The following is a 22,576-nucleotide window of genomic DNA, read 5'->3' on the forward strand; positions in this document are numbered from 1 at the left end:
CGTGCGGAACGGCAAATATTGTCCGTTCTGCTGCGGCACAGGATCATCGACACAAGGAGTAGTGACATGGACAAGGATCGTATGGCAGGCATGGCAAAGCAGGCCAAGGGCGCCATCAAGGAAGCCGCGGGCAAGGTCCTCGGCGATACAAAAATGACTGCCGAAGGCAAGGGCGAAAAGGCCGCAGGCAAGGTCCAGAACGCCGTTGGCGGCGTGAAGGATAAAGTGAAGGAATAATACCGCTCGGGTCTGTTACAGGGCGACCGGGTATCACGGCTGCTGGCAGTCGGTATTCGGTCCGCCCTGCAATAAAAAACAGAATAATAACAGGCTCGCAGTATAATCGGGTCCGTTTGTGAACGGTGTATCGTGCATGTCCTGTACAGATCTGAAAAATCATAGGGCATGCACCCCTGTCCGTGGCATGACGGATATCCGGATGCAGGATGGCATCACCGTTTCCGCGATCCATGTTTCGGGCGATATGATGCCTGTATAAATACCTTGCCCCACAGGATTGCCTGCCTTGTGCATAAGGTAGCAGGACCATCCCATCCGGTTTCCTGCAGAACAGGCAGACAGCGCACCATGCTTGCAACAGCAGGGTGCTGAATACCCTTTCCAGATTCAGACATTCGTAACCGACCCAATGCAGCGATACGGCTCTGTCGCGCTTCTGACATGCGAGGTTTACGACCGGCTCCGATGCGAGGGTTGAGACCTAACGGAGTAAAGCGATGAGTACAATTCTTATCATCATTGTGGTGATTCTGCTGCTTGGTGGCGGTGGGGGGTATTATGCGCATGATCGCTATGGCGGTGCGGGACTTGGGGGTGTTCTTGGTCTCGTTGTCCTGATCCTGCTGCTGCTATGGCTGTTCGGGGGGCTTGGCGGTGTCAGCAGGGTATAGCCGGGCCGGGGTAGGGAAACTGACGGATATATAAGAAATGGAAATGGTGCGTTTCCATGCTTGTTGTTCATGTCAGTTGGTTATCCCGGTATGCACGGATGACGGCAGGACTGTAGCCGGGAACGGACGGAAGAAATCATGAAAATCTTCCGTCCTGTTTTCTGTCTTCTGATTGCCAGTATATCCCGTTCCTTTCCGGAGAGTTTTTATGAAATATAACCCCCTGTTCCTGCCCCTCGCAGCGGTTGGTATCGCTCTTGCCTGCGTCCGGCCTGTTGCGGCGCAGGTCGTGACCAATCCGGCACAGGTGCAGTCCGGGCATTACGATGTTGAAGCCGCCCATACACAGGTCGGTTTTTCCGTTCTGCATTTCGGTTTTACCAATTATGGGGGCGTGTTTTCACAGGTTTCCGGCACACTTGACCTGAACGCCCACGCGCCTTCCGCATCGAAACTGTCGGTCACCATTCCCCTTGCATCAGTCCAGACCACCAGTTCCCGCCTTACGGAAGAACTGAAGGGCGATCAGTGGTTTGACGCGACCAAATTCCCGAATGCCACCTTTGTTTCCCGCAGTGTTCAGGTAACGGGAGCCGGTGACGCGACGGTAGAAGGGGATCTGACCCTGCATGGCGTGACGCGACCCGAGACCCTGAAAATCCACTTCATCGGGGCGGGCGTGAATGCGATGGACAAGAAATATACGGCCGGTTTCGAGGCTACGGCGACAATAAAACGGAGCGATTTTGGCGTAAAAATGTACGTTCCGTATGTTAGCGACGAAGTGCGCCTGTTTATCAACGGTGCCTTTGAAAAGCAGGGCTGACACGCTGCTGTTCCCGCATGCAGCATGCCGGCGGGAACAGATCAGGCGCAGGAACAAAAGGATCGGTCCATAAGACCCTTTTCGTAATCGCATGAAAGTTTTTGGTGAGGCTTTTTTAAAAAAGCTGCGGAAGACGCCGCCTTTTTGAAACAAGGCGGTGCCCCAAAACTTTCCTGCTTTTTATTAAAGATTTCTTTTCAAACAATCTTTTACAGGCGGGGTAAGGCGATGCCATCCAGCACCGTCTGTACCAGCGTATCCATCCACTTTATATCAAGCGGGCCAACCGGCACCAGCATGCGGTAATAAATCGGACCGTATAACGCATCAAGCACCACCTCCGGGTCCAGATCCGGGCGCAGTTCGCCCTGTGTGATGGCGGCCTGCAATATGGTGCGGGCCTCGTCCCGGCGGGGACGGGCATATCCTTCCACAAATGCCGTAATGGTATGCGGGTCACGCTGTCCTTCGGCAAGGATGGCGGCCATAACGCGCCCCGTTGGTCCGGCATAGACCTCCGCCACGCGCAGTAACTGCCGGCGCAGGGCATCCAGCGCGCTGTCACCATCCTTTGGGTAGCTGATCTTGGGTTCCGTCGCGGCAAGGAAACCCGCCATCGCCAGCGCGCCCTTGCTGGGCCACCAGCGATAGATCGTACTCTTGCCGACACCGGCGCGGGCGGCCACGGCCTCCATCCCGAAACCGGCTATCCCGTTTTCTTCAAGCAGGGCGTTGGCAGCCTGCAGGATCGCCGCGCGCGCGGCACGGTCGCGCGGTCGGCCCGCGCGGGTATGGGAATGGTCAGTGCGTTCCAGAGCAGGGAGGGATGGGTCCATATTGCGCGTCTCCTTGAGCATTCACTGCCCGGCATGACGAAAATGAGCAAGTTATTTTACTATATGCGTCTCTTAATCCTGATTAAGTCCCTTTCACTTTATAATTGACAATGAACGACAGGTCTACTTACGATACAAAAAGTATCGAAATAGGAAAACTGTCATGTCCATGGCATTGACTCCGCAGCAGGTCGCGTTTTTCCGTACGCATGGATACCTTTCCCCGCTTCAGGCTTTTTGCCCCAATCAGGCCCGGCATTACCGTGCCCGCCTTGAAGCCTATGAACGCCAGACGGGCGAGGAAATGAACGCGCGCCTCAAGATCAAGGCGCATCTTGCCTTTCCCTGGCTGTGCGACATGGCGCGCAATCCCGCCATCGTGGCGGCGGTCCGGTCGCTGCTGGGGCCGGATGTGCTGCTGTTTGGTGCATCGTGTTTTGCCAAGAACGCACATGATCCGCGCTTTGTCTCATGGCATCAGGATTCGGCCTATTATGGCCTGGACCCGCATGAGGAAGTAACGGTCTGGGTCGCCCTGTCACGTGCTGACTCACGCAGCGGCTGCCTGAAGGTGCTGCCCGGCAGCCATCTTGGTCCCGACCGGGTGCATGATGAAACGTACGACGCTGCCAATCTGCTTTCACGCGGGCAATCACTGCGCGATATTGACGAAGCGCAGGCCGTGGAAATGCCACTCGAACCCGGCCAGTTCTCTATCCATCATGAACGTACGGCCCATGGTTCAGGCCCGAACCTGTCGGATGACCGACGTGTAGGGGTGGCATTTTTCTATATGCCCGCTCACGTCCGCTCCACCCTTGGCCGCCGTACGGCGATGCCGGTCTGTGGTAGTGACTCCTACGGGCATTGGGACCGTGACCCTGAACCGCGCACTGATCTTGATGCACAATCCATGGCGGCGCTGGAAATGGTATGGGGGGACTATCGCGATAAAGCGCGAACAGGTCAGGCAGCACAGCGTAGTCCTGCACCCTGAGCGTTCACGGCGGGCTTTTTATGCAGGGGAACAACAGTTTCCCCGGTTGTAAAGCCCGCCCCCTACGGGATGGCCGCCTGCTCACGGCAGCAGATATAGCCCCGCATCGGGCGGCAGGGCCTGACCGGACATCAGGGCCATGACGTATAACGCCACCAGCATAAGGGCTGCGGCAATAAGCATTGGCCAGTAAAGGGGCGAGTGGCGATGTGTGGACAGGGGAATCGGACGCATTGTGGCCTCCATTCACGTTCGCGGACATTGCGTTGACGTCATGCCTGCATGGTGCAGACATGGGTGGCCAGACGTGATGGACAATACGTTCCTGCTGCATGGGCGGTGGTACGGGTAATGTGGGGGACGCATGGCTGGGTGATCCGGTTTTACGCCGGTCAGGACAGAAAATTCATGGGAGGGCATCGACCCTGCCAAAAATGCGGTAACATTTCGTTTAAGAAATAATATGCTTTATCATGAAGCCATGAACATCCGCATTTGAAGGGGGCATGGGATAGTAAAAGTAGCCGTCAGTATGCTCTTGCCCCCAGCCGATGCGCTTCTCTGTACGTTTTTTAAAACTGAACGGAATTCATCATGCGCAGTAAGAAGCTTGTCCATATCGTAACCTGTCATGCGGCGGGGGAGGTGGGAGATGTGATTGTGGGTGGTGTCGCCCCGCCACCCGGCGATACGTTATGGGCACAGTCGCGCTTCATTGCGCAGGATGAGACACTGCGTAACTTCGTGCTGAACGAACCACGCGGCGGCGTGTTCCGTCATGTCAACCTGCTGGTCCCGCCACGCGATCCCCGTGCGCAGATGGGCTGGATCATCATGGAACCCGCTGACACGCCCCCCATGTCTGGTTCGAATTCGATCTGCGTTTCCACCGTCCTGCTGGAAACGGGCATCATACCGATGGTCGAACCCGAAACCCGCATGGCGCTGGAGGCACCGGGCGGAGTGATCGATGTGACCGCGACCTGCCGTGATGGCCGGGCCGAACGGATAAGCGTGCGCAATGTCCCGTCTTTTGCCGCCCGTCTGGATGTCCTGCTGGATGTGCCGGGACTGGGCACGCTGAAGGTCGATACCGCCTATGGTGGTGACAGCTTCGTCATCGTGGATGCTGCGGCACTGGGGCTGGATCTGGGGCCGGATTCAGCGCGGACGCTCGCGGAACTGGGCATGCGCATTACCGCCGCTGCCAACCGGCAGTCTGGCTTTCATCATCCCGACAATCCCGACTGGACGCATATATCATTCTGCCTGTTCACCACGCCGGTTGAACTGTGCGATGGTGTCCGCACCGCCCCGCATGTGGTGGCGATCCGGCCGGGCAAGATTGATCGCTCACCTACCGGCACTGCATGTTCCGCCCGGATGGCGGTGCTGCATGCGCGGGGTGAAATGGCGGTGGGAGACCGCTATGTCGCGCGTTCGATCATCGGTTCGGAATTCGACTGCCATATCGACGCCACCGCACGCGTGGGCGATACCGATGCAATCATTCCCGTTATTTCAGGCAGCGCATGGATTACCGGCACGCAGCAGTTGATGCTGGACCCCACGGACCCGTATCCGGCAGGCTACCGGCTGAGCGATACATGGCCGGTCATGGCTCCGGATATGTAGCATCGGTATCCAGAACCTGCTTCGCCTGTCCCTGTACGGTAAAGGCGATCAGCCCACACAGCACGGCGGCAATGCCCGTCCACGCCATTGCGCCGGGCAGCGGCGCGCCCAGAAACAGGGTATCACCGGCCAGTGCAAAGAACATTTCACTGGCCTGCGTGGCGTCAACGGCTGCAATGCGCATCGGGTCGGATGACATGTTCCGTGCGTAGATGAATAGTGTCATCCCACCGCATCCCGCCACCAGCGCGACCAGTGCGGTATCGAGTATCTGACCCGCGGTGGGTGGCGGCGGGGCGCTGCCCAGCACCACGGCGGCAAAGACCGGCAATGCCCCCAGCGTCAGTAGCAATACGCTTACTGCCGGGTCGGCCAGAATATCGCCCCCTGGCAGGTTCCGGTCATGGCGCGCATGACTGAGCATCTGGTTGCCCAGCGGGTAGGTAAAGGCGGCTACGATAACCGGCAGTATTCCCGCCACGACCTGCCCCATGCTGGCGCCATCCTGCACGCGCGTCGCATTGACGATCATGACGCCCGCAGCAATGACCGCAAGCGACACGACCCCGCGTAGCGGCACCCGCGCGCCAAATGCCAGCATGACGATGGGGCTGGCCAGAATGGTCAACTGCCATGTGGTTGAAAGCATCCACGCAGGCGTATGCGCCGCCGCGTAGCAGAAATAGGAATAGGTAACGCCATACCCGCTGCCGCCCGCCAGCAGCCACACGATGGGCCGCGCACGATAAAGGGCGAATACACGGCTTATGAAGGCAGGGCCACGCCGCACCAGCAGCCATGCCGTCAGCAGGATGGCGGTATCAAGATAACGTAGCGCGGCACTCCATGCCCAGTGTCCACCCTCCATGCTCATGAGACGGTTGAGGATGAAGGTCAGCGAAAACAGGCCCCCCGCCGCAATCCCCAGCATCATGACCCGCACAAGGGAGGGCGCGGTGGGGGCAGGAGCACACGCGGAAGGGAGGGGAACGGCGGTAGCAGGCATGACGGCGCATGACTTTCGGGAAGGGGCCCGGACCGGGACGGGATGGCGCGGAATATTAGTCGCGCCATCCCGTATGGTCATTACGATATCGGTGCAATACACCCATGCACCCGTAACGTTATTGCAGCGCCATGCAGGCTGTGTGCATCCGGGCGCAGCAGGCGGCCAGCACGTCCGTATCCACACCGAAGGCAATGCGCACATGTCCCGGTGCGCGAAAGGCTGAACCGGGCACCAGCGCCACGCGCGCGGCTTCCAGCATATAGGTTGCGAAATCGACATCGGTACGCAGCACCTGCCCCGATGGCGTGGTCCGGTTCAGGCAGCCGCTTACATCCGCGAAGACATAAAACGCCCCTTCCGGCAGCACGGCATCGAGACCGGGCGTGGTACGGACCATATCCATCACGATGGCGCGCCGCGTGCGCAGGATCGGCAGCCATTCATCCAGAAAGCCAACCCCGCCAGACAGTGCCGCACGGGCCGCATCCTGGCTTATGGAACTGGGGTTGGATGTGCTCTGGGACTGTAGCGTATCAAGTGCCGCGATCAGCCATGACGGCCCCCCGGCATAACCCAGCCGCCACCCGGTCATGGAAAAGCTTTTGGATACGCCGTTAATGGTCAGGATACGTGAGGCCAGTGCCGGACGCAGCGCCGCCGGGGTGGCGAATGTCGTATCAAAAACAATGGCTTCATAAATATCGTCGGCCATGATCATCACGTTGTCATGCGGGGCAATGACATCGCACAGCGCACCCAGTTCCGCCGCCGGATAGACCGCGCCGGTGGGGTTGTTGGGGGAATTGAGGATGACCCAGCGGGTACGTGGCGTAATCGCCGCCGCCAGGTCTTCAGGCGCCAGTTTCCAGCTATTGCTGGCATGGCAGGGAACCAGAACCGGCGTACCGCCAGCAAGGCGGATCATGTCGGGATACGAGACCCAGCACGGTGTGGGGACAATCACCTCATCACCCGCGTCCAGCGTGGCGAGGAAAGCATTGAATATGATCTGTTTCGCCCCGCAGGATGCGATGACTTCATTCTGTGCGAAATCCAGCCCGTTGCGCTGGCGAAAATACGCCCGGATCGCATCCTTCAGCCCGGTGGTGCCCGCCACGGCGGTATATTTGGTCAGGCCCGCACGGATGGCGGCGATGCCTGCTTCGGCAATGGGGGCGGGGGTCTCGAAATCCAGTTCACCTTCGCCCAGATTGTCAACCGTGACACCGGACGCCGCGAGGGTGCGTACCGTGTCGGAAATGGCGGCGGTGGGCGATGCGCCAATCATGCCCATGCGTGGGGCCAGCCTGCCGGAGGGTGCCATGGCGTGGATATTCCTTCCATATCGGGGGACGCGCCGCATCCTGATGCGCGGCGTGCTCCAATATTGTACAGAACATCACACAAAGATCAATCTTGCGGGCGTTCCTTTCGGGCTCCGCGCGCCATGGCCTTTGCGGCCTCATAGGCACGGCCAAGATGCTCCGCCATCATCGTGGATGCGTCCTCGTTACGACCGTTGGAGAGTGCATCCATTATGCGTAGATGTTCACGGCACCAGTCGCGTACACGGCGGCGATTGACATAGCCCCCGAACTCCAGCAGCCGTCGCAGCCGGTTATGCTGTTGCATGGTCTGTACAATGAAGGCGTTATGCGTGAAGCGTGCGATCATTTCATGAAACTGCGCATCGGTATCGAATATCTGCACCGCGCTGACCCGCGATATGTCGGGGTGCGATTCAAGGTAGATATGCTGGATACGGCAGTGTTCCAGCGCCCCCGGATCGATACGGAAATGTTCGCCCATCATGCTGGCAGGTTCGAACATGCGGCGGAATTCGTAGCTGTTCTGTAAGGCCACGCCGGTATCCAGCGTGGGCAGGAAGGTCCAGCCGCGTCCCTGATTGCGCCTGAGCAGCCCGTCATCCACCAGCCGCAGCAGCGTGCGCTGCAGCAGGGCGCGGTCCACGTCATAGCGGCGGCTTATGCTGCTTTGCGTAAAGGATTCCGGCAGGTCGCCGTTAAGGCGTTCCTGCACGATCTCGGAATACAGGTCCTGTTCGGGGGTGGAAGGGACGGAAATGTCCACATGCTGGATCTCGCCCGCGTTGGCCCGCAGGAAATACCCCTGATTGCGACGCGCCTCGATAATGCCGCGTTCGGCCAGCAGCGCCAGCGCCGTGCGGATGGGCGAACGCGAGATGCCAAGCAGATCCGCAAGCTGCTGTTCGCGCAGGTGATGTCCCGGCTCAAAGCGGCCTTCGCGGATGATGTCGAGGATCTGGTTGGCCAGAAGATAACGTTTTTGGGTCGGGCGGCGGACCATGCGTGTCCTGATGAAATCGTGCTGATGGTGGGCGATCATACAAACTTCATCATCATATGTCGATCTGGCCATGGAATAATGCGAAATCGGAATGTTTCGTGCTTGACATGGAATGCGGAAGAATTTGTATTATTGAAACGTAACAGGACAATATTGCCGCGCACCGTTCCGGTGGCGGTGTCCGCCGCACGACAGGGGCCGCATGATCCGCAACGCCATCCTTGCCGCGATATCCATACTGCCCCTGTGGCATGGCGCAGCGCGGGCGATGCCCACGCTGGCTACGCCGGGTGCATTGACTTCGGCCACGGCTGCGACCTTCACGCCTTTTGAATTCGTGCGTGACGGTCAGGTGACGGGATTTGATATAGACCTTGCCGCCGCCATGGCCGCGCGGCTGCACCTGCGCCCGGTAACGGTGAACATGCAGTTTGACGGGCTGATCCCGGCACTACAGGGCGGCCGTGTCGATTTTATCAATTCGGCCATGTATATCAGTCCCGAACGTGCGCGGGCGGTCGATTTCGTGCCCTATCTTCAGGTTGCGAACGTGGTCATGGTCTCCGCCGCCCGGCCCGGTGGCATTACGGGCAATGATCTCAGCCTGTGTGGGCGGCAGGTCGCCGTTACCCTTGGCGGGATCGAGGATGACAACGCACGCGACGCCTCCGCCCGGTGTCGCGCGGCGGGACGGCCCGCGCTGGACGTGCTCAGTTTCCCCACGGGGCAGGATACGGCCATGAACCTGCGCGCCGGGCGGGTGGATGCGGCGTTCGATTCCGTTTACGGCGCGGTCACGCTCATGCACGACATGCCCGGTGTCTACGCCGTGGCGGGACGCCCTTTCGGCACGGATGCGTGGATCGGCTTTGCCGTGCGCAGGGGCGATACGGCCATGCGCGATATGCTGGCCGGTGCCCTGCACGCGGTGCAGGCGGATGGCACGTTCGATGCGCTGGTGCGCCGGTGGGACCTGCCGCCTGCGGAACAGGTCGATACCGCGGCACAGGGACAGGTGCGTCGTGGCGGCCTATGGCGGGGGCTGGCGGCGTGCTGGGGGTATTTCGCATCATGGCTGTTTTTTGAAGCAGCCCTCATGACATTGCTGGTTACCATCCTGTCGCTGGCGGCGGGCTGTGTGATCGGGCTGGGTGCCGCCCTTATGCAGTCGTCGCGCCTGCGCGTGGCGCAGGTAGTGGTGGCGCTGTATCTGTGGCTGTTCCGTGGCACGCCCGTGCTGTTGCAGATCGTGTTTGTCTATAACGTACTGCCGGGTTTCGGCCTGCGGCTTTCGGCGCTGCTGTCCGCCGTGCTGGCGCTTTCGCTGAACGAAGGGGCCTACATGGCCGAAATCATCCGCGCCGGACTGCGCGCCATCCGGCCCGGACAGCGCACGGCAGGGCTGGCGCTGGGCCTGACACCCGTGGGGGTCATGCGGCATATCGTCGCCCCGCAGGCATTCCGTGTGATCGTGCCCATGCTGGGTAATCAGGCGATCGGTATGCTCAAGACCAGTGCGCTGGTGTCCGTGATTGCGGTGGAAGACCTGCTGCTGGTCGCCAATCAGGCTGCATCCGCCAGCTTCCGGTATCTTGAGGCCCTGTCCGCCGCAGGTCTGTATTATCTGGCGCTGACAACCCTGTTCATGCTGGGGCAGGCGGTCCTTGAACGCAGGTTGGACCCGGCGGTGCGGGCTACGGGCGGCACGCTGCTGGCACGTCTTGGCCGGATGGTGGGGAGTACTGGCGATGCCCGTTGAAACCCTGGCGTCCCCACAGACCCCGATCCTTGAAGTCAGCGGTATCTGCCGCAGGGTCGGTGATGCGGTGCTGCTTGATGACTGCGCCTTTACCCTGCCACGTGGGCAGACGGCGGTCCTGCTTGGCCCTTCGGGTGCGGGCAAGTCCACGCTGCTGCGCTGCATCAACCTGCTGGCCCCGGCCGATAGCGGGCGCATCCTGTTCGACGGGCGTGACATCATGGCGCCGGGCGTGGATGCGCCGGGCGTGCGACGCGACATTGGCATGGTGTTCCAGAATTTCGAGCTGTTCGATCATATGACCGTACTGGAAAACATCATGCTGGCGCCGATGCGCGTGCGCGGCCTGTCGCGTAATCAGGCGCGCGATCTTGCCATGGCCATGCTGGAAAAGGTGCACCTGCCGCACCGGGCCGATGCCCTGCCATCCGGTCTGTCGGGTGGCCAGCAGCAGCGCGCCGCGATCGCGCGCGCGCTGGCGATGCAGCCGCGGCTGATGCTGTACGACGAACCGACTTCCGCGCTGGACCCGGAAATGACCGGCGAGGTGCTGACAGTCATGTCCGACCTTGCGGCGGAAGGCATGGCCAGCGTGGTCGTAACCCACGAAATGGGTTTTGCCCGCCGTGTCGCGGACCAGATCGTATTCATGCAGGCCGGACAGGTGGTGGAGGAAACACCTGGCGCCGACTTCTTCGCCGGACGGTGCAGCGTGCGGGCCCGGCGTTTTCTTGAACGGGTGATGGACTGATCCGTCCCGCCCCTTTCCTTCGTTACTGAATGATCTGGATGGAATACAGATGAAGCAGACCCCAGACCTGGACCGGATGAAGCGCGATCTTGCCGCGCTGATCGCCATGCCCAGCGAAAACCCGCCGGGGCATGAGGCGCAGGTGGCCGATTACGTTGCTGCCTGCCTGGAGCCGCTTGGTTTTGTCATCACGCGGGATGAATATGAGCCCGGTCGCGTCAATATCGAAGCCCGTCTGGACAACGGACCCGGTCCGGTATTCGCGCTCAATACCCATATGGATGTCGTCCCGGCGGGAACGGGCTGGCAGCACGATCCCTTCACCATGACGGAGGAGGGCGGGCGGCTGTACGGTCGCGGGTCAAGTGACTGCAAGGGCTCGCTGGTCTGCATGATGGAAGCGGGCCGCATGCTCGCGGCGGACAGGGCGGAATGGCGTGGCACGCTGCTGCTTGTATTCGTGGCGGATGAGGAAGTGGCGAGCGTGGGCGCACGGCGTTATGTCACCACCGCCCCGCATATTGATTACGTTATCGTGGGCGAACCCACATCGAACACAACCTATGCCGCGCATAAGGGCAGCCTGCGCCCGCTGGTGCGCGTGCATGGCACACCGGCCCATTCCGGCACGCCAGATCTGGGGGATAACGCGATCTATCGCGCCGCCGCGCTGGTGAACATGGTTGCTGCCGAACATGCGGATGTTGTCCGTCATATCGACCATCCGCTGGTGGGGGCTGCAAGCCTTACGATCACGCGCGCAAGCGGTGGCCATGCGGATAATGTCGTGCCGCAGGGCTGCGACCTGTTGCTGGACCGCCGCATGGTTCCGGGCGAAGATGAAGAAGCCGTCAAGGCGCAGATTGCCAGCCTGCTGGCGCGCGCCAACGCACAGGCAGGCGTGCGGGCCGAAATTGTTGAATTCCGTCCCACGACCGGCGGTGCGGTTGAAACACCGGCGGACCATGTGATCGTGCAGCAGGGGCTTGCGGTCTGTCGTGCCAATGGTGTCGCGGAGCCCGGTCCCTTCGGTTTTCAGGGCGCGTGCGATCTGGTGCATTTCTGTAATGCCGGGGCGGCTGGCGTAGTGATCGGGCCAGGTGTGCTGAGTGTGGCGCACAAGGCCGATGAATACGTGCCCGAAGCCGACCTGCCGGTGGCCGCCTGCATTTACCGCGATATGGTCATCGCCCTGATGCCCGTCTGACTGTCATGCGTGTCACGCTGCATCGCGCCATGCTGACATATGCCGATCCGGCGGCGTCAGTGCATACCGCGTCCTCTGGTCCGGTGGCCGGGCTGGATACGCTATACCTGCTTGTGGATACGCCCCATGGTGCGCCCGTGGTGGGGGAGGTGCGGATAAACTGCGCCTATCTCAACGGCTATGAACCTGACACGATCATGCGCGCAGCAGTGGCCATGCTGCCCACGATCGACTGGGCGGCGGGTGCTGACGCACTGCTTGAAAGCGGGGCGGGGCAGGGGCAGATCGCACCCGTGCGCATGCTGCTTGATACCCTGCTGCATGACTGGGCGGCAAAGGCGCGCGGCGTGCCGGTGGCCCGCATGCTGGCCCCCGCCATGCCGGGCAATGCGAATGGGCCGGGAGGCGATGAAATCGCCCATGCGACAAACCAGACGCTGTTCCTCACCCCCATGGATGTCTTCCTTGCCCGTGCCGAAGCGTATGTAGCGCGCGGCTTTCGGGATCTGAAAGTGCGGCTGGGTGCTGATGCGGATGATGACATCACACGGATTGCCGCCCTGCGCGCGCGATTTGGCCGGGACGTGCATATCGCAGCCGATGCCAATGGCGTGTGGGAGGAAGACCATGCGCGCCGCATGCTGGACCGGCTGGCGACATATGACCTGTCCTATGTCGAACAGCCCGTGGCGCCGGGCGACTGGGCCATGCTGGACCGGGTCGCACGTACAAGTCCCGTTGCCATCATGCTGGATGAAAGCATGGCGTCACCAGCCGATGTGGAGCGGATCATCGATCTGCCCCGCACGGTCATGGCGCATCTGAAACTGCTGAAATTCGGTGGTGTCGCGCCGGTCATGGCGGCGGTGCGACGCTTACGGGCGGAGCATGTCGGGTTCATGACCGGACAGATGAACGAAGGGGGTATCGGCACGGCAGCGGTGCTGCATGTCGCCGCCGCCACCGCGCCGGACCATGCCGAACTCTATGGCGCGGATGGATTGTCCAATGATCCCGCAACGGGCGTGACCTATGGCGCGGGGATGGCCCGTGTATCGGCGCGGGCCGGATGGGGTGTGGATTTCAACCCCACGGGAACAACCCTTGTAACGGAGTACATGGTAGCATGAACGCAATCGCAGGCGTGGTGCAGGGGCAGGAAGCAACCTTCCCCCGCGCCGAATATGATGGTCGCGTCGCACGGACGCGTGCGGCGATGGAAAAGGCTGGCATCGACGTGCTGGTCGTGACCGGGCCGGAAAACATCTATTACCTGACCGGTCAGCAGACACCGGGATATTATACCTTCCAGTGCCTTTTGCTGCCGGTAGACGGTGATCCGGTATTCATTATCCGGCAACTGGAATATTTCAATTTCATTGCCAATACCTACCAGTCAGATGCCCGCATCTATCAGGATGGGCAGAGCCCGATGAAGCTTCTGGCTGAGGTCATCCGTGAACGCGGCTACGCCACGCGGCGTATCGGCGTGGACAAGAATGGCTGGTTTCTCTCCCCTGCTGCGTACGAGGCCCTGTGCAGCCAGCTCGGCACGGTTCATGACGCAGCCGGTATTGTCGAAAGCCAGCGTGCCATCAAATCGCCGCTGGAGGTCGAAAAGATTGCCCGTGCCGCCACCTATGTCGATGCGGGCATGCGCGCGGGACTGGCCAGCGTGCGCGCCGGGGCGAGCGAGAACGACATGGTCGCGGCCATGATGGGATCGGCCATTGCCGCCGGGTCGGAATATGTTGGGATGGAGCCGCTTGTTTCCTCCGGTCCGCGCAGCGGGGTGCCGCACGGGACATGGCGGCGGCGGATGATGGTGGCGGGTGATCCCGCTTTTCTGGAAATGGCGGCGTGTCATGACCGCTATCACGCAGCCCTCATGCGTTCGGCATGGATCGGCACGCCCCTGCCCGAAGCGGTGGACATGATGAAGGTCTGTCAGGATGCGCTCGCCGCCTCCCTCGATGCGATCCGTCCCGGTGTCACCTGTCAGGAACCGCACCGGGTCTGTCAGCGCATTATCGATGCCGCCGGCTATACCGACAGTTTCCGCAAGCGGCTGGGCTACAGCATCGGCATTTCCTTCGCACCCGACTGGGGCGAAGGCGCGATCCTGAGCCTGAATGAAGGTGAGACAACCGAACTGCGTCCCGGCATGACCTTCCACCTGCCGCCCGCGCTGCGGCTGTACGGGCGTTTTACCGTGGGCGTAAGCGAAAGCATTGTCGTGACCGAAACGGGCTGTCGCGTGCTGGGCACGATCGACCGCGCGCTGCATGCCGTCCCGGCATGATCGCGCCTTACCGCCCCTGAAACATAGAAGATACTGAAGAAAACATGAAAAATATTGATGAGAGCCGCGCCCGTCTGCACGGCATATTCAACATCACGGTAACACCCTTCGGCGCGGACGGGTCCATTGATCTGGCCGGGATCGCGCGCAGCATCGAACGTGTGCTGGGGCTGGGTTACGATGGTGCGCTGATCGGCGGCACCTATGGCGAATTTCCTGTCATGTCGCCGGATGAACGGGCGGGTCTGTTCCGGCACGTCATGGATGTTGTGGGCACGCGCGCGCCGGTCATGCTGTGCAGCGCGGATTCCGATCCGCGTGTCACGCGCGACCTGAGCATACTTGCCGGTGAACTGGGCGGCGTGCCGATGGTGATGGCGCCCTATGTGTCCGAAATCACCGATGCGCAGATACTCGCCTTTTTCCGCGAAATCGCGCCCCTGTCGCGCACCGGCACGATCATCTACAACGCGCCGGGCATCGGCATCACGCTTTCCCCCGCGCTGATCGAACAACTGGCGGAAGTCGAGGGGATTGTCGCACTGAAGCAGGGCGATCTGTCGGTCGGTGCGATTGACCGTATCGCCAATACGCTGTCGGGTCGGATCAGGCTGTTCTGTGCATCCGACCTCGCTTTTCACGGGCCGATGATGAACGGCTTCGATGGTATCAGCACAACCAATTCATGCGCGCTGCCTGAACTGGTTCTGGCCAGCTTCCGTGCGATACAGGAAGGGCGCGCGCATGAATCGCGCGACCTGCACAGGCTGTGGTACAGCTACCGTGCCCTGGCGCGCGGCATGGGACAGCCGCAGACGGTCAAGGCCGCGATGGCGCTGCGCGGGTTCGATGGTGGTTCCGTGCGTCGTCCGCTGCTGGATCTGGATGCGGGGCAGAAAGCTGCCGTGGCGGAAGTGATGCGCACGATCGCGGCAGACCCGCGCGCGGGCTTTACGCTGGCTTGAACCCGGCGGCGGAGGGCAGACGGACATGGCGCTGATTGTGGTGCGGCACGACACGGGACGACCGGGGCTGTATGGCGCGGCGGCGGGTATTGTTGCCGCGCAATGCGGCGCGCGGGTCATGCATGGGCCGGTAAGGCTGGATGAGGTCCGTGATCCTGATGCCTGCCAGCATGTGGGTACCGGCCCCGACCGCGTAGCCAGTGGCCTGCTGCATGCCGAAAGGCTGACGGGGCGGCAGGTGGATGTCATTGCGACCCCCGCGCAGATTGTTGCGGCGGCAGCCACGGACGATGTCGTGGTGCCGCTGGACGGACTGCTGGATGCGGGTACGGGCTTCGTCACCGATCTGTTGCGCCGTGGCGCAGCAGTCGGGCTGCGCAGGGTCAGCGCGTATCAGGATGGTGCCGTGCTGATGTGCCGGGATGATGGGGATGGAACCGTTGTCGCCCACGCGGTCCGCGATGGTTTTGGCAGGTTCCTGCCCGAAACGCATGATGCAGGGGGAGCGGAAGCCGGACGGGTCAGTGTGGTGCTGATCGGCAGGCCGGTCACGCATCACGAGGTCTATCCCGGTGCGCTGGCCGCATTGGGGGACGCGGCCGATGCGCTGGGGATCGGGGTGGATGTGACGTTTGTGGACCCGGCAGCCGCTGACGATGATCCCTGTTACACAGCCCTGACGGATTTTGATGGCATGCTGCTGCCCGGTGGCGCGGCGGTTCCCGGTGCGCGCGGGCAGGTTCGGGCCGCCACCGTCGCGCTGGAAAGTGGCGTGCCCGTCATGGGCCAGTGTCTGGGCATGCAGACCATGGTAACCGCCTTTGCCCGGTCGCGCGCGGGGCTGCCCGATGCCACCATGGCGGAAATCGCGGGCGGGGCTGCGGGAGTACACAGTTTCATCCCCCATCCGCATTACCGTCTGGGCACGGGTAAACTTTCCCCGGTCCCGGATACGGTGCTGGGGGCAATGCTGGTGGATGGGGCGGCATGCGTTCGCAGCAACCACCGTTATGTCCTCAATACCCGGTTATTGCCGGGACTTGCCGCCGCCGGACTGCGGGTCGGGGCATGGAATGATGATGCGGACGTGGTCGAAGGGATCGAGGTTCCTTCACACCCCTTCTACATGGGCATGCAGGGCCATCCTGAACTGTCCTCCATCCCCGGCAGTCCCCATCCCTTATGTGTTGCATTCCTGCGCGCGGCCCTGACGCGGCGCGACGGGCGTGCAGAAGCGGAAAACAGGAAAGAACGGTAGAAATGGATCTGGGTATTTCAGGGCGTCTGGCCCTTGTCATGGGCTCCAGTCAGGGACTGGGACTGGCCAGCGCACAGGCGCTGGCGCGTGAGGGCGCACGGGTTATCCTGACCGGGCGGGACCCGGCCCGGCTGGAAGCGGCATGCGCCAGCATCCGTGATGAAGGCGGCGAGGCGGATGCCCGTGTGGTCGATTTTTCGGATGCCGTGCAGTGTGCGGCGCTGATGGACGGGCTGGATCAGGCTGGCGTGGATATTCTGGTCGTCAATGGCGGGGGGCCGCCGCCCGGTCCGATCGCCGATGTCGCCCCCGAAGTATGGCGCGCGCAGTTCGACAGCATGGTGGGCGTGCCGATGCGCATGGCGCAGGCGGTCCTGCCGGGCATGCGGGCGCGTGGCTGGGGGCGGATCATCAATATCGTCTCATCCGGTGTGGTACAGCCCATCCCCAATCTGGGGATTTCCAATACATTGCGCATGGCCGTGATCGGCTGGGCCAAGACCCTGGCGGCGGAAGTGGCGGCACAGGGCATTACGGTCAATTCCGTGGTGCCGGGGCGTATCCATACCACCCGCGTTGACCAGCTTGACGCCGCCGCATCAAGGCGTACCGGTAAACCGGTCGAAGACATAGCAGCAGCCTCCCGCGCGACAATTCCCATGCAGCGTTATGGCCGACCGGAAGAATTTGCCGATGCCGTGGCCTTTCTGGCCAGCGCGCGGGCGTCGTACATGACCGGTGGAATGGTCCGTGTCGATGGCGGCATGATCCGCAGCACATAGAACAGCGCGCGGTTTTACGACCGGTAAAGGCCGGGCCATGATACGCATGGCCCGGCTTTTTCGTCTGCGGGTCTTTTCAGGCTATCATGGCGGCCCGGATACCGGCGCGCATCGGGATCGGGCCAGCCGCGTTATGGCTGTTGATAAATAGCTGTGGAGAATGCCTGTCATGGCCCGCTGGTCCTATCCGCGCCCGTCACCGGGTGAAATCACGCCGCGTTCCGTATGGCTGGGACGACGGCAGATGCTTGCCGGTGCCGCCGTCACGGCAGCGGAATGGGGGGCAGGGCGTGCATCACACGCCTATGGGGCCGGGCTGCATACTCGTCCCGGCCCGTTTCAGGCGACGGAAAAGCCCACGCCGCTGACTGATGTGACGCATTACAACAATTTTTATGAATTCGGTCTGGATAAAAGCGATCCGGCAACCTATTCCGCCGCATTCCAGCCGCGTCCGTGGACACTTTCGGTAGAAGGTCTGGTCGCCCATCCCCGTGTATGGGATCTGGACCAGTTGATCGCCAGCATGCCGATGGAGGAACGTCTCTACCGCATGCGCTGTGTCGAGGCATGGTCCATGGTCATACCATGGGACGGGTTTGCGTTGTCGGAACTGCTCCGGCAGGCGGAACCGCTGGGGAATGCCCGTTACGTGTCGTTTGAATCCGTTGTCAGACCGGACCAGATGCCCGGCCAGAGATCGGGGCTGGATTCATTGTCGTGGCCCTATGTCGAAGGATTGCGACTGGATGAGGCGATGAACCCGCTGACCATCCTTGCCGTGGGGCTGTATGGGGAAATGCTGCCAAACCAGAACGGTGCGCCCGTGCGGCTGGTCGTGCCATGGAAATACGGTTTCAAGGGGATCAAGTCGATTACCCGCATCCGTCTGGTGGCCGACATGCCCCCGACGACATGGAACCGGATGAGCCCGGATGAATACGGCTTCTATGCCAATGTTAACCCCGAAGTCGATCATCCACGCTGGAGCCAGTCATCGGAACGGGTGATCGGGGCAGGGGGATTTTTTGGCGGGGGACGCAAGAAAACCCTCATGTTCAACGGGTATGGCGAACAGGTGGCCAGTATGTATGCCGGTATGGACCTGCGGACCAGTTACTGACCATGCCGCGTATTATCCGGTCGGGCCGTAATCATGTGGTCGTACCCTGGCGGGGAGAGGTGTGGATTATCGCACTGCTCGGCCTGCTGCCTGCCGCCGTGTATTTCTGGTACGGTGCGCAGGATCGGCTTGGTCCGGACCCGGTCAATGTATTTGAACGCTGGCTTGGGTTGTGGGCGGTGCGTTTTCTTGTCCTGACCCTGCTTGTAACGCCGCTGCGTGTGCTTGCGGGTTACAGCCTGCTGCGTTACCGGCGCATGCTGGGGCTGCTGGTTTTTGCGTATGCGTGCCTGCATGTGGGGACCTATGTCATACTGGACCAGCAGGGTAATCTGGGCGTGCTGGTGCAGGATATTACACACCGCCCCTTCCTTTTGCTCGGGTTTGTGGCCTTTGTTCTTCTGTCGCTGCTGGCGGCGACATCCACTAACTGGTCCATGCGCAGGCTGGGGCGACAGTGGGGCCGACTGCACCGCCTTGTGTATGGCGTCGCCCTGCTGGTGGCCGTGCATTTCCTTATGGCGTTCAAGACGTATAACGCCACCAGCATTGGTTATGCGGCAATACTGGGGATGCTGGTTTTATGGCGGGTGCCGGATTTGTGGCGTAAGCGCATGCGTCGTGTCCCATGAAGGGAAGTAACCGGTTTATTGTGGATGAGCGGAATTGTCCGCTGTCTTTCAGGCCCGTTTTGCGCTGGGCGTGCCCGCAAGGTTGCGGATCTTGCGGTGCAGCGTCGAGCGGCTGATCCCCAGCATGCGCGCGGCCACGGCAACCTTGCCGCGCGCGCAGGCCAGCGCCGTATCAATGGCCATGATCTGTGCTTCGCGCAGCGGGGCGGCCGTCACGGGGCCTGTCGCATTGTCCAACAGGCACATGTGGATTTCCTGCGCCGTCGCTATGCCCATATGCTGGCGCGCGGCATGGGTGGCTCCCACGACCCGGCGGTCCTGATCCAGCGCCAGCATCGGCGTGGACGTCGCATCCGCCATGCCCAGCAGCATGATGGCATGGTTGCGGTAGACATCCATGAAACAGGCCTGTTCAATCTGGCGTGCAGCCTGTAGCAGGCTGCTGCTGACCAGTGCATTCATTGTGCTGTTTTCTGCCGTGACATGGAAAGCACTGGCGTTGAGGGCACCCGCCAGACGACCGGATGCGTCATAAACGGGCATGGCGATACAGGTCAGCCCGTGCAGCCCGCTGCGCCAGTGCTGGTTACGATGCACGCTTGTGCCGCGCTGTTCCGCAAGGCAGGTGCCAATGCCGTTCGTTCCCACGCTGCGTTCGTTCCATATGGCGCCCGGCCACAGGTGCCACCGGCGGCAGCCGCGCTGGATCGAACGTTCCGCGCGATGCATCACGACCACGCCCGATGCGTTGGACAGCATGACGGTATAGCCCCCCGGTTCCAGCAGACCGTGCAGGCGGTCCATTTCAGGTCCGGCGAAATGCAGCAGTCGCCCCACCTGCTGGCTGCACTGGCGCAGTTCCGCGCCGGACAGCACATCGGGCAGGGTGGGGGAAGCCGGGTCAAGACCGTAGTCGTGCTGACATCGCCGCCACGAAGCGTCCAGCCCCGCATGCAGCGCGGCAGGAGCCGATGAAACGGGTGAGACGACGCGGGAACGGTTCAGCATGCGGTTTCTTTGCGCCAGAACGATGTGGTTGAGGTGGCGGCTAAACACGCGGCGAGGTGTCGCGGTTTCGCGACACTTTGGACCATGCCCGTCACATGGGTGTGAAACGGGGGCGGGTATCCTTGCCCGTGCGTCGTGTCCGGGTGTGTGCTGGCGTCGTGCCCGCCCGCATGTGTGCGTTCCTGTCTGGCGGGTCCTGAAAAGAACAAGGGAAATACCCATGCAAATAGCGCGTGAAACGCTGCTGCGCTCCTACCGGGCCATGCGCACGATCCGCATGTTTGAAGAGCGCCTGCATGTAGAATTCGCAACCGGCGAAATTCCCGGCTTCGTGCACCTGTATTGTGGTGAGGAAGCCTCCGCCGTGGGCGTGTGCGCCAATCTGACGGATAAGGACACCATCGCCAGCACCCATCGCGGCCATGGCCACTGCATAGCCAAGGGTGTTGAAGTCAGCGGCATGATGGCCGAAATTTATGGTCGCAGCACCGGCGTATGCCGGGGCAAGGGCGGGTCGATGCATATTGCCGACCTGACCTGCGGCATGCTGGGGGCAAACGGGATCGTGGGGGGTGGACCGCCGCTGATCTGCGGGGCCGCCCTGTCGCACAAGACCCTGCGCAATGGCGGGGTGGCGGTCGCATTTTATGGTGATGGCGCATCCAACGAAGGATCGACCCTCGAAAGCCTCAATCTGGCTACGGTGTGGAAACTGCCAGCCGTATTCGTGGTGGAAGACAATGGCTACGGGGAGGCGACGGGTGCTTCCTATGCCTGCGCGGGCACCCAGCAGGCGCGGGCGGCGGCTTTTGGCATGCCGTATATGGAGTGTGATGGTTCGGACTATTTTGCCGTCCATCAGGCCGCGGGGGAGGCCATCGCCCATGCGCGCGGCGGGAACGGGCCGGTCATGCTGCATGTCCACCTGGCCCGCTGGTATGGTCATTTTGAAGGCGATGCGATGACCTATCGCGCACCAGATGAAGTGGCCGAGGCCCGACGCGACCATGACTGTCTGAAACTGTTCCGCCAGCGCGTGACGGAGGCGGCCCTGTTCGAGGTCAGCGCACTTGATGAAATCGATACAGCCGTCGCAGACGAGATCGAGGCCGCCGTAAGGAAAGCCAAAAGCGATCCGCTGCCGCAGTCGCCCGACCTGCTGGCCGATGTGTACGTGCGGTACTGATCCGGTCCCTCCAGCTACGAAAGAAACACATAATGAGCAAAAAAAGCTTTCGTCAGGCCATTAACGAGGCCCTGCGGCAGGAAATGCGTCGTGACCCGACAGTGGTCCTGATGGGCGAGGACGTGGCTGGTGGCCGGGGCGGGTCCGCCGGCATAAAGGATGCGTGGGGCGGCGTGCTGGGCGTGACCAGGGGACTGCTGGAAGAGTTCGGGGACAGCCGCGTGCTCGACACCCCGATTACCGAGGCATCCTATATCGGTGCCGCCGCCGGGGCCGCCGTAACCGGCCTGCGCCCGGTGGCGGAACTGATGTTTGTCGATTTTGTCGGCTGCTGCCTTGACCAGATCATGAACCAGGCCGCCAAGTTCCGGTACATGTTTGGCGGCAAGGCGCGCACCCCGCTTGTCATCCGCGCCATGTACGGCGCGGGTTTCAATGCCGCCGCCCAGCACAGTCAGGCGCTGTACCCCCTATTTACCCATATTCCGGGGCTGAAGGTGGTGATCCCGTCCTCCCCTTATGAGGCCAAGGGCCTGCTGATTTCAGCCATCCGGGACGATGATCCCGTCATCTTCCTTGAAAACAAGGTGATGTATGACGATGAGGAGGACGTGCCGGACGAGGCCTATACCATCCCGCTGGGCGAGGCGAACCTGACGCGCGAGGGAACCGATGTCACCATCGTCGCCTTTGGCCGCATGGTGGGCTACGCCAATCAGGCCGCTGACCGGCTGGAAAAAAAGGGCATAAGCTGTACGGTCATCGACCCGCGCACCACATCGCCGCTGGATGGTGAAACAATACTGGAATCAGTGGCGGAGACGGGGCGTCTGGTTATCGTTGATGAATCCAGCCCGCGCTGCAACATGGCGACCGATATTGCAGCCTTGGTGGCGGAAGAGGCATTCGATACCCTGCGCGCGCCCATCCGCCGCGTGGTACCGCCGCATACGCCGGTCCCCTTCGCCACCGTGCTGGAAACGCTGTACCTGCCCAGTGTGGAAAAGATCGAGGCGGCGGTGACCGCCACCATGAAACATCGTGTAGTGGAGAAAGTCTGA

At 61.7% G+C, this 22,576-nt stretch carries 23 protein-coding genes; 17 read left to right on the plus strand and 6 right to left on the minus strand.

Going from position 1 to position 22,576, the window contains the following annotated elements; all coding sequences use genetic code 11:
• Nucleotides 1–66 precede the first annotated feature (66 nt).
• The 3 genes from CFR79_RS05560 to CFR79_RS05570 all read left to right on the plus strand — a co-directional run bounded on the left by CFR79_RS05560 (nucleotide 67) and on the right by CFR79_RS05570 (nucleotide 1,737).
• Entirely contained in the window at nucleotides 67–237 is a 171-nt protein-coding gene (locus CFR79_RS05560) for a CsbD family protein (RefSeq protein WP_102324380.1), read from the plus strand.
• Between the two features lie 500 nt (nucleotides 238–737).
• Entirely contained in the window at nucleotides 738–911 is a 174-nt protein-coding gene (locus CFR79_RS05565) for a DUF3309 family protein (protein ID WP_110547184.1), read from the plus strand.
• 208 nt (nucleotides 912–1,119) lie between these two features.
• Nucleotides 1,120–1,737 (plus strand): YceI family protein, encoded by a 618-nt coding sequence (locus CFR79_RS05570; protein WP_110547185.1) that lies wholly within the window; start codon nucleotides 1,120–1,122, stop codon nucleotides 1,735–1,737.
• Nucleotides 1,738–1,946: 209 nt separating this feature from the next.
• Here CFR79_RS05570 and CFR79_RS05575 read toward each other — a convergent pair whose 3' ends face one another.
• Nucleotides 1,947–2,573 (minus strand): TetR/AcrR family transcriptional regulator, encoded by a 627-nt coding sequence (locus CFR79_RS05575; RefSeq protein ID WP_102324800.1) that lies wholly within the window; start codon nucleotides 2,571–2,573, stop codon nucleotides 1,947–1,949.
• Nucleotides 2,574–2,736: 163 nt separating this feature from the next.
• Between CFR79_RS05575 and CFR79_RS05580 the strand changes: the two genes are divergently transcribed.
• A complete protein-coding gene (locus CFR79_RS05580; RefSeq protein ID WP_110547186.1) occupies nucleotides 2,737–3,570 on the plus strand; it encodes a phytanoyl-CoA dioxygenase family protein in 834 nt (277 codons plus the stop codon).
• An 81-nt stretch (nucleotides 3,571–3,651) separates the two neighbouring features.
• Here CFR79_RS05580 and CFR79_RS15785 read toward each other — a convergent pair whose 3' ends face one another.
• A complete protein-coding gene (locus CFR79_RS15785; protein WP_162900380.1) occupies nucleotides 3,652–3,804 on the minus strand; it encodes a hypothetical protein in 153 nt (50 codons plus the stop codon).
• Nucleotides 3,805–4,164: 360 nt separating this feature from the next.
• On the opposite strand from CFR79_RS15785, the gene CFR79_RS05585 reads away from it, so the two are divergent.
• Nucleotides 4,165–5,205, plus strand: a complete 1,041-nt coding sequence (locus CFR79_RS05585) for a trans-3-hydroxy-L-proline dehydratase (protein WP_110547187.1) — start codon at nucleotides 4,165–4,167, stop codon at nucleotides 5,203–5,205.
• Here CFR79_RS05585 and CFR79_RS05590 read toward each other — a convergent pair.
• From CFR79_RS05590 to CFR79_RS05600, 3 genes are all read right to left on the minus strand, one after another.
• Nucleotides 5,186–6,211: a multidrug resistance efflux transporter family protein gene (locus CFR79_RS05590; protein ID WP_110547188.1), complete on the minus strand. Its 1,026-nt coding sequence runs from the start codon at nucleotides 6,209–6,211 to the stop codon at nucleotides 5,186–5,188. The two genes, CFR79_RS05585 and CFR79_RS05590, sit on opposite strands and share 20 nt — an antisense overlap.
• A 118-nt stretch (nucleotides 6,212–6,329) precedes the next feature.
• Nucleotides 6,330–7,538: a pyridoxal phosphate-dependent aminotransferase gene (locus tag CFR79_RS05595; RefSeq protein ID WP_110547189.1), complete on the minus strand. Its 1,209-nt coding sequence runs from the start codon at nucleotides 7,536–7,538 to the stop codon at nucleotides 6,330–6,332.
• Between the two features lie 86 nt (nucleotides 7,539–7,624).
• The gene (locus CFR79_RS05600; RefSeq protein ID WP_207918706.1) at nucleotides 7,625–8,581 is read right to left on the minus strand and encodes a GntR family transcriptional regulator; all 957 of its coding nucleotides are present in this window, start codon (nucleotides 8,579–8,581) and stop codon (nucleotides 7,625–7,627) included.
• A 163-nt stretch (nucleotides 8,582–8,744) separates the two neighbouring features.
• Here CFR79_RS05600 and CFR79_RS16005 point away from each other — a divergent pair, with 163 nt between their 5' ends.
• The 10 genes from CFR79_RS16005 to msrQ all read left to right on the plus strand — a co-directional run bounded on the left by CFR79_RS16005 (nucleotide 8,745) and on the right by msrQ (nucleotide 19,321).
• A complete protein-coding gene (locus tag CFR79_RS16005) occupies nucleotides 8,745–10,301 on the plus strand; it encodes an ABC transporter permease subunit (RefSeq protein WP_110547190.1) in 1,557 nt (518 codons plus the stop codon).
• Nucleotides 10,291–11,052: an amino acid ABC transporter ATP-binding protein gene (locus CFR79_RS05610; protein WP_102324797.1), complete on the plus strand. Its 762-nt coding sequence runs from the start codon at nucleotides 10,291–10,293 to the stop codon at nucleotides 11,050–11,052. The genes CFR79_RS16005 and CFR79_RS05610 overlap by 11 nt, the downstream gene beginning before the upstream one ends.
• Before the next feature lie 49 nt (nucleotides 11,053–11,101).
• Nucleotides 11,102–12,259, plus strand: a complete 1,158-nt coding sequence (locus CFR79_RS05615; RefSeq protein ID WP_102324373.1) for a M20 family metallopeptidase — start codon at nucleotides 11,102–11,104, stop codon at nucleotides 12,257–12,259.
• A gap of 5 nt (nucleotides 12,260–12,264) precedes the next feature.
• Complete coding sequence (locus CFR79_RS05620) at nucleotides 12,265–13,389, plus strand: mandelate racemase/muconate lactonizing enzyme family protein (RefSeq protein ID WP_110547191.1); 1,125 nt, start codon at nucleotides 12,265–12,267, stop codon at nucleotides 13,387–13,389.
• Nucleotides 13,386–14,561, plus strand: coding sequence for a M24 family metallopeptidase (locus CFR79_RS05625; protein ID WP_110547192.1), 1,176 nt, complete (start codon nucleotides 13,386–13,388; stop codon nucleotides 14,559–14,561). The genes CFR79_RS05620 and CFR79_RS05625 overlap by 4 nt, the downstream gene beginning before the upstream one ends.
• A 44-nt stretch (nucleotides 14,562–14,605) precedes the next feature.
• Nucleotides 14,606–15,526: a dihydrodipicolinate synthase family protein gene (locus CFR79_RS05630; RefSeq protein WP_110547193.1), complete on the plus strand. Its 921-nt coding sequence runs from the start codon at nucleotides 14,606–14,608 to the stop codon at nucleotides 15,524–15,526.
• Between the two features lie 25 nt (nucleotides 15,527–15,551).
• Nucleotides 15,552–16,784: a glutamine amidotransferase-related protein gene (locus CFR79_RS05635; protein ID WP_110547194.1), complete on the plus strand. Its 1,233-nt coding sequence runs from the start codon at nucleotides 15,552–15,554 to the stop codon at nucleotides 16,782–16,784.
• A 2-nt stretch (nucleotides 16,785–16,786) separates the two neighbouring features.
• Complete coding sequence (locus CFR79_RS05640) at nucleotides 16,787–17,566, plus strand: SDR family oxidoreductase (protein WP_110547195.1); 780 nt, start codon at nucleotides 16,787–16,789, stop codon at nucleotides 17,564–17,566.
• A gap of 169 nt (nucleotides 17,567–17,735) precedes the next feature.
• Nucleotides 17,736–18,689, plus strand: a complete 954-nt coding sequence (gene msrP, locus CFR79_RS05645) for a protein-methionine-sulfoxide reductase catalytic subunit MsrP (RefSeq protein ID WP_110547196.1) — start codon at nucleotides 17,736–17,738, stop codon at nucleotides 18,687–18,689.
• A gap of 2 nt (nucleotides 18,690–18,691) precedes the next feature.
• The gene (gene msrQ / locus CFR79_RS05650) at nucleotides 18,692–19,321 is read left to right on the plus strand and encodes a protein-methionine-sulfoxide reductase heme-binding subunit MsrQ (protein WP_110547197.1); all 630 of its coding nucleotides are present in this window, start codon (nucleotides 18,692–18,694) and stop codon (nucleotides 19,319–19,321) included.
• A gap of 48 nt (nucleotides 19,322–19,369) precedes the next feature.
• On the opposite strand, the gene CFR79_RS05655 is transcribed toward msrQ, so the two are convergent.
• Nucleotides 19,370–20,329, minus strand: coding sequence for a helix-turn-helix domain-containing protein (locus CFR79_RS05655; protein WP_110547198.1), 960 nt, complete (start codon nucleotides 20,327–20,329; stop codon nucleotides 19,370–19,372).
• A 220-nt stretch (nucleotides 20,330–20,549) separates the two neighbouring features.
• Here CFR79_RS05655 and CFR79_RS05660 point away from each other — a divergent pair, with 220 nt between their 5' ends.
• Together CFR79_RS05660 and CFR79_RS05665 are read left to right on the plus strand one after the other, a co-directional pair.
• Entirely contained in the window at nucleotides 20,550–21,515 is a 966-nt protein-coding gene (locus tag CFR79_RS05660; protein ID WP_110547199.1) for a thiamine pyrophosphate-dependent dehydrogenase E1 component subunit alpha, read from the plus strand.
• A gap of 32 nt (nucleotides 21,516–21,547) precedes the next feature.
• Nucleotides 21,548–22,576, plus strand: coding sequence for an alpha-ketoacid dehydrogenase subunit beta (locus tag CFR79_RS05665; RefSeq protein ID WP_102324363.1), 1,029 nt, complete (start codon nucleotides 21,548–21,550; stop codon nucleotides 22,574–22,576).

The sequence above is a fragment of the Komagataeibacter saccharivorans genome, assembly GCF_003207825.1.
GTDB classification, from domain to species: domain Bacteria; phylum Pseudomonadota; class Alphaproteobacteria; order Acetobacterales; family Acetobacteraceae; genus Komagataeibacter; species Komagataeibacter saccharivorans.

Coding starts and splice junctions, on each gene's coding strand:
- msrQ (WP_110547197.1), top strand. CDS start 18,692: ATGCCGCGTATTATCCGGTCGGGCCGTAATCATGTGGTCGTACCCTGG.
- CFR79_RS05565 (WP_110547184.1), top strand. CDS start 738: ATGAGTACAATTCTTATCATCATTGTGGTGATTCTGCTGCTTGGTGGC.
- CFR79_RS05655 (WP_110547198.1), bottom strand. CDS start 20,329: ATGCTGAACCGTTCCCGCGTCGTCTCACCCGTTTCATCGGCTCCTGCC.
- CFR79_RS05560 (WP_102324380.1), top strand. CDS start 67: ATGGACAAGGATCGTATGGCAGGCATGGCAAAGCAGGCCAAGGGCGCC.
- CFR79_RS05575 (WP_102324800.1), bottom strand. CDS start 2,573: ATGGACCCATCCCTCCCTGCTCTGGAACGCACTGACCATTCCCATACC.
- CFR79_RS05615 (WP_102324373.1), top strand. CDS start 11,102: ATGAAGCAGACCCCAGACCTGGACCGGATGAAGCGCGATCTTGCCGCG.
- CFR79_RS05620 (WP_110547191.1), top strand. CDS start 12,265: ATGCGTGTCACGCTGCATCGCGCCATGCTGACATATGCCGATCCGGCG.
- CFR79_RS15785 (WP_162900380.1), bottom strand. CDS start 3,804: ATGCGTCCGATTCCCCTGTCCACACATCGCCACTCGCCCCTTTACTGG.
- CFR79_RS05625 (WP_110547192.1), top strand. CDS start 13,386: ATGAACGCAATCGCAGGCGTGGTGCAGGGGCAGGAAGCAACCTTCCCC.
- CFR79_RS05590 (WP_110547188.1), bottom strand. CDS start 6,211: ATGCCTGCTACCGCCGTTCCCCTCCCTTCCGCGTGTGCTCCTGCCCCC.
- CFR79_RS05630 (WP_110547193.1), top strand. CDS start 14,606: ATGAAAAATATTGATGAGAGCCGCGCCCGTCTGCACGGCATATTCAAC.
- CFR79_RS05570 (WP_110547185.1), top strand. CDS start 1,120: ATGAAATATAACCCCCTGTTCCTGCCCCTCGCAGCGGTTGGTATCGCT.
- CFR79_RS05660 (WP_110547199.1), top strand. CDS start 20,550: ATGCAAATAGCGCGTGAAACGCTGCTGCGCTCCTACCGGGCCATGCGC.
- CFR79_RS05585 (WP_110547187.1), top strand. CDS start 4,165: ATGCGCAGTAAGAAGCTTGTCCATATCGTAACCTGTCATGCGGCGGGG.
- CFR79_RS05600 (WP_207918706.1), bottom strand. CDS start 8,581: ATGATCGCCCACCATCAGCACGATTTCATCAGGACACGCATGGTCCGC.
- CFR79_RS05665 (WP_102324363.1), top strand. CDS start 21,548: ATGAGCAAAAAAAGCTTTCGTCAGGCCATTAACGAGGCCCTGCGGCAG.
- CFR79_RS05635 (WP_110547194.1), top strand. CDS start 15,552: ATGGCGCTGATTGTGGTGCGGCACGACACGGGACGACCGGGGCTGTAT.
- msrP (WP_110547196.1), top strand. CDS start 17,736: ATGGCCCGCTGGTCCTATCCGCGCCCGTCACCGGGTGAAATCACGCCG.
- CFR79_RS05580 (WP_110547186.1), top strand. CDS start 2,737: ATGTCCATGGCATTGACTCCGCAGCAGGTCGCGTTTTTCCGTACGCAT.
- CFR79_RS05640 (WP_110547195.1), top strand. CDS start 16,787: ATGGATCTGGGTATTTCAGGGCGTCTGGCCCTTGTCATGGGCTCCAGT.
- CFR79_RS16005 (WP_110547190.1), top strand. CDS start 8,745: ATGATCCGCAACGCCATCCTTGCCGCGATATCCATACTGCCCCTGTGG.
- CFR79_RS05595 (WP_110547189.1), bottom strand. CDS start 7,538: ATGGCACCCTCCGGCAGGCTGGCCCCACGCATGGGCATGATTGGCGCA.
- CFR79_RS05610 (WP_102324797.1), top strand. CDS start 10,291: ATGCCCGTTGAAACCCTGGCGTCCCCACAGACCCCGATCCTTGAAGTC.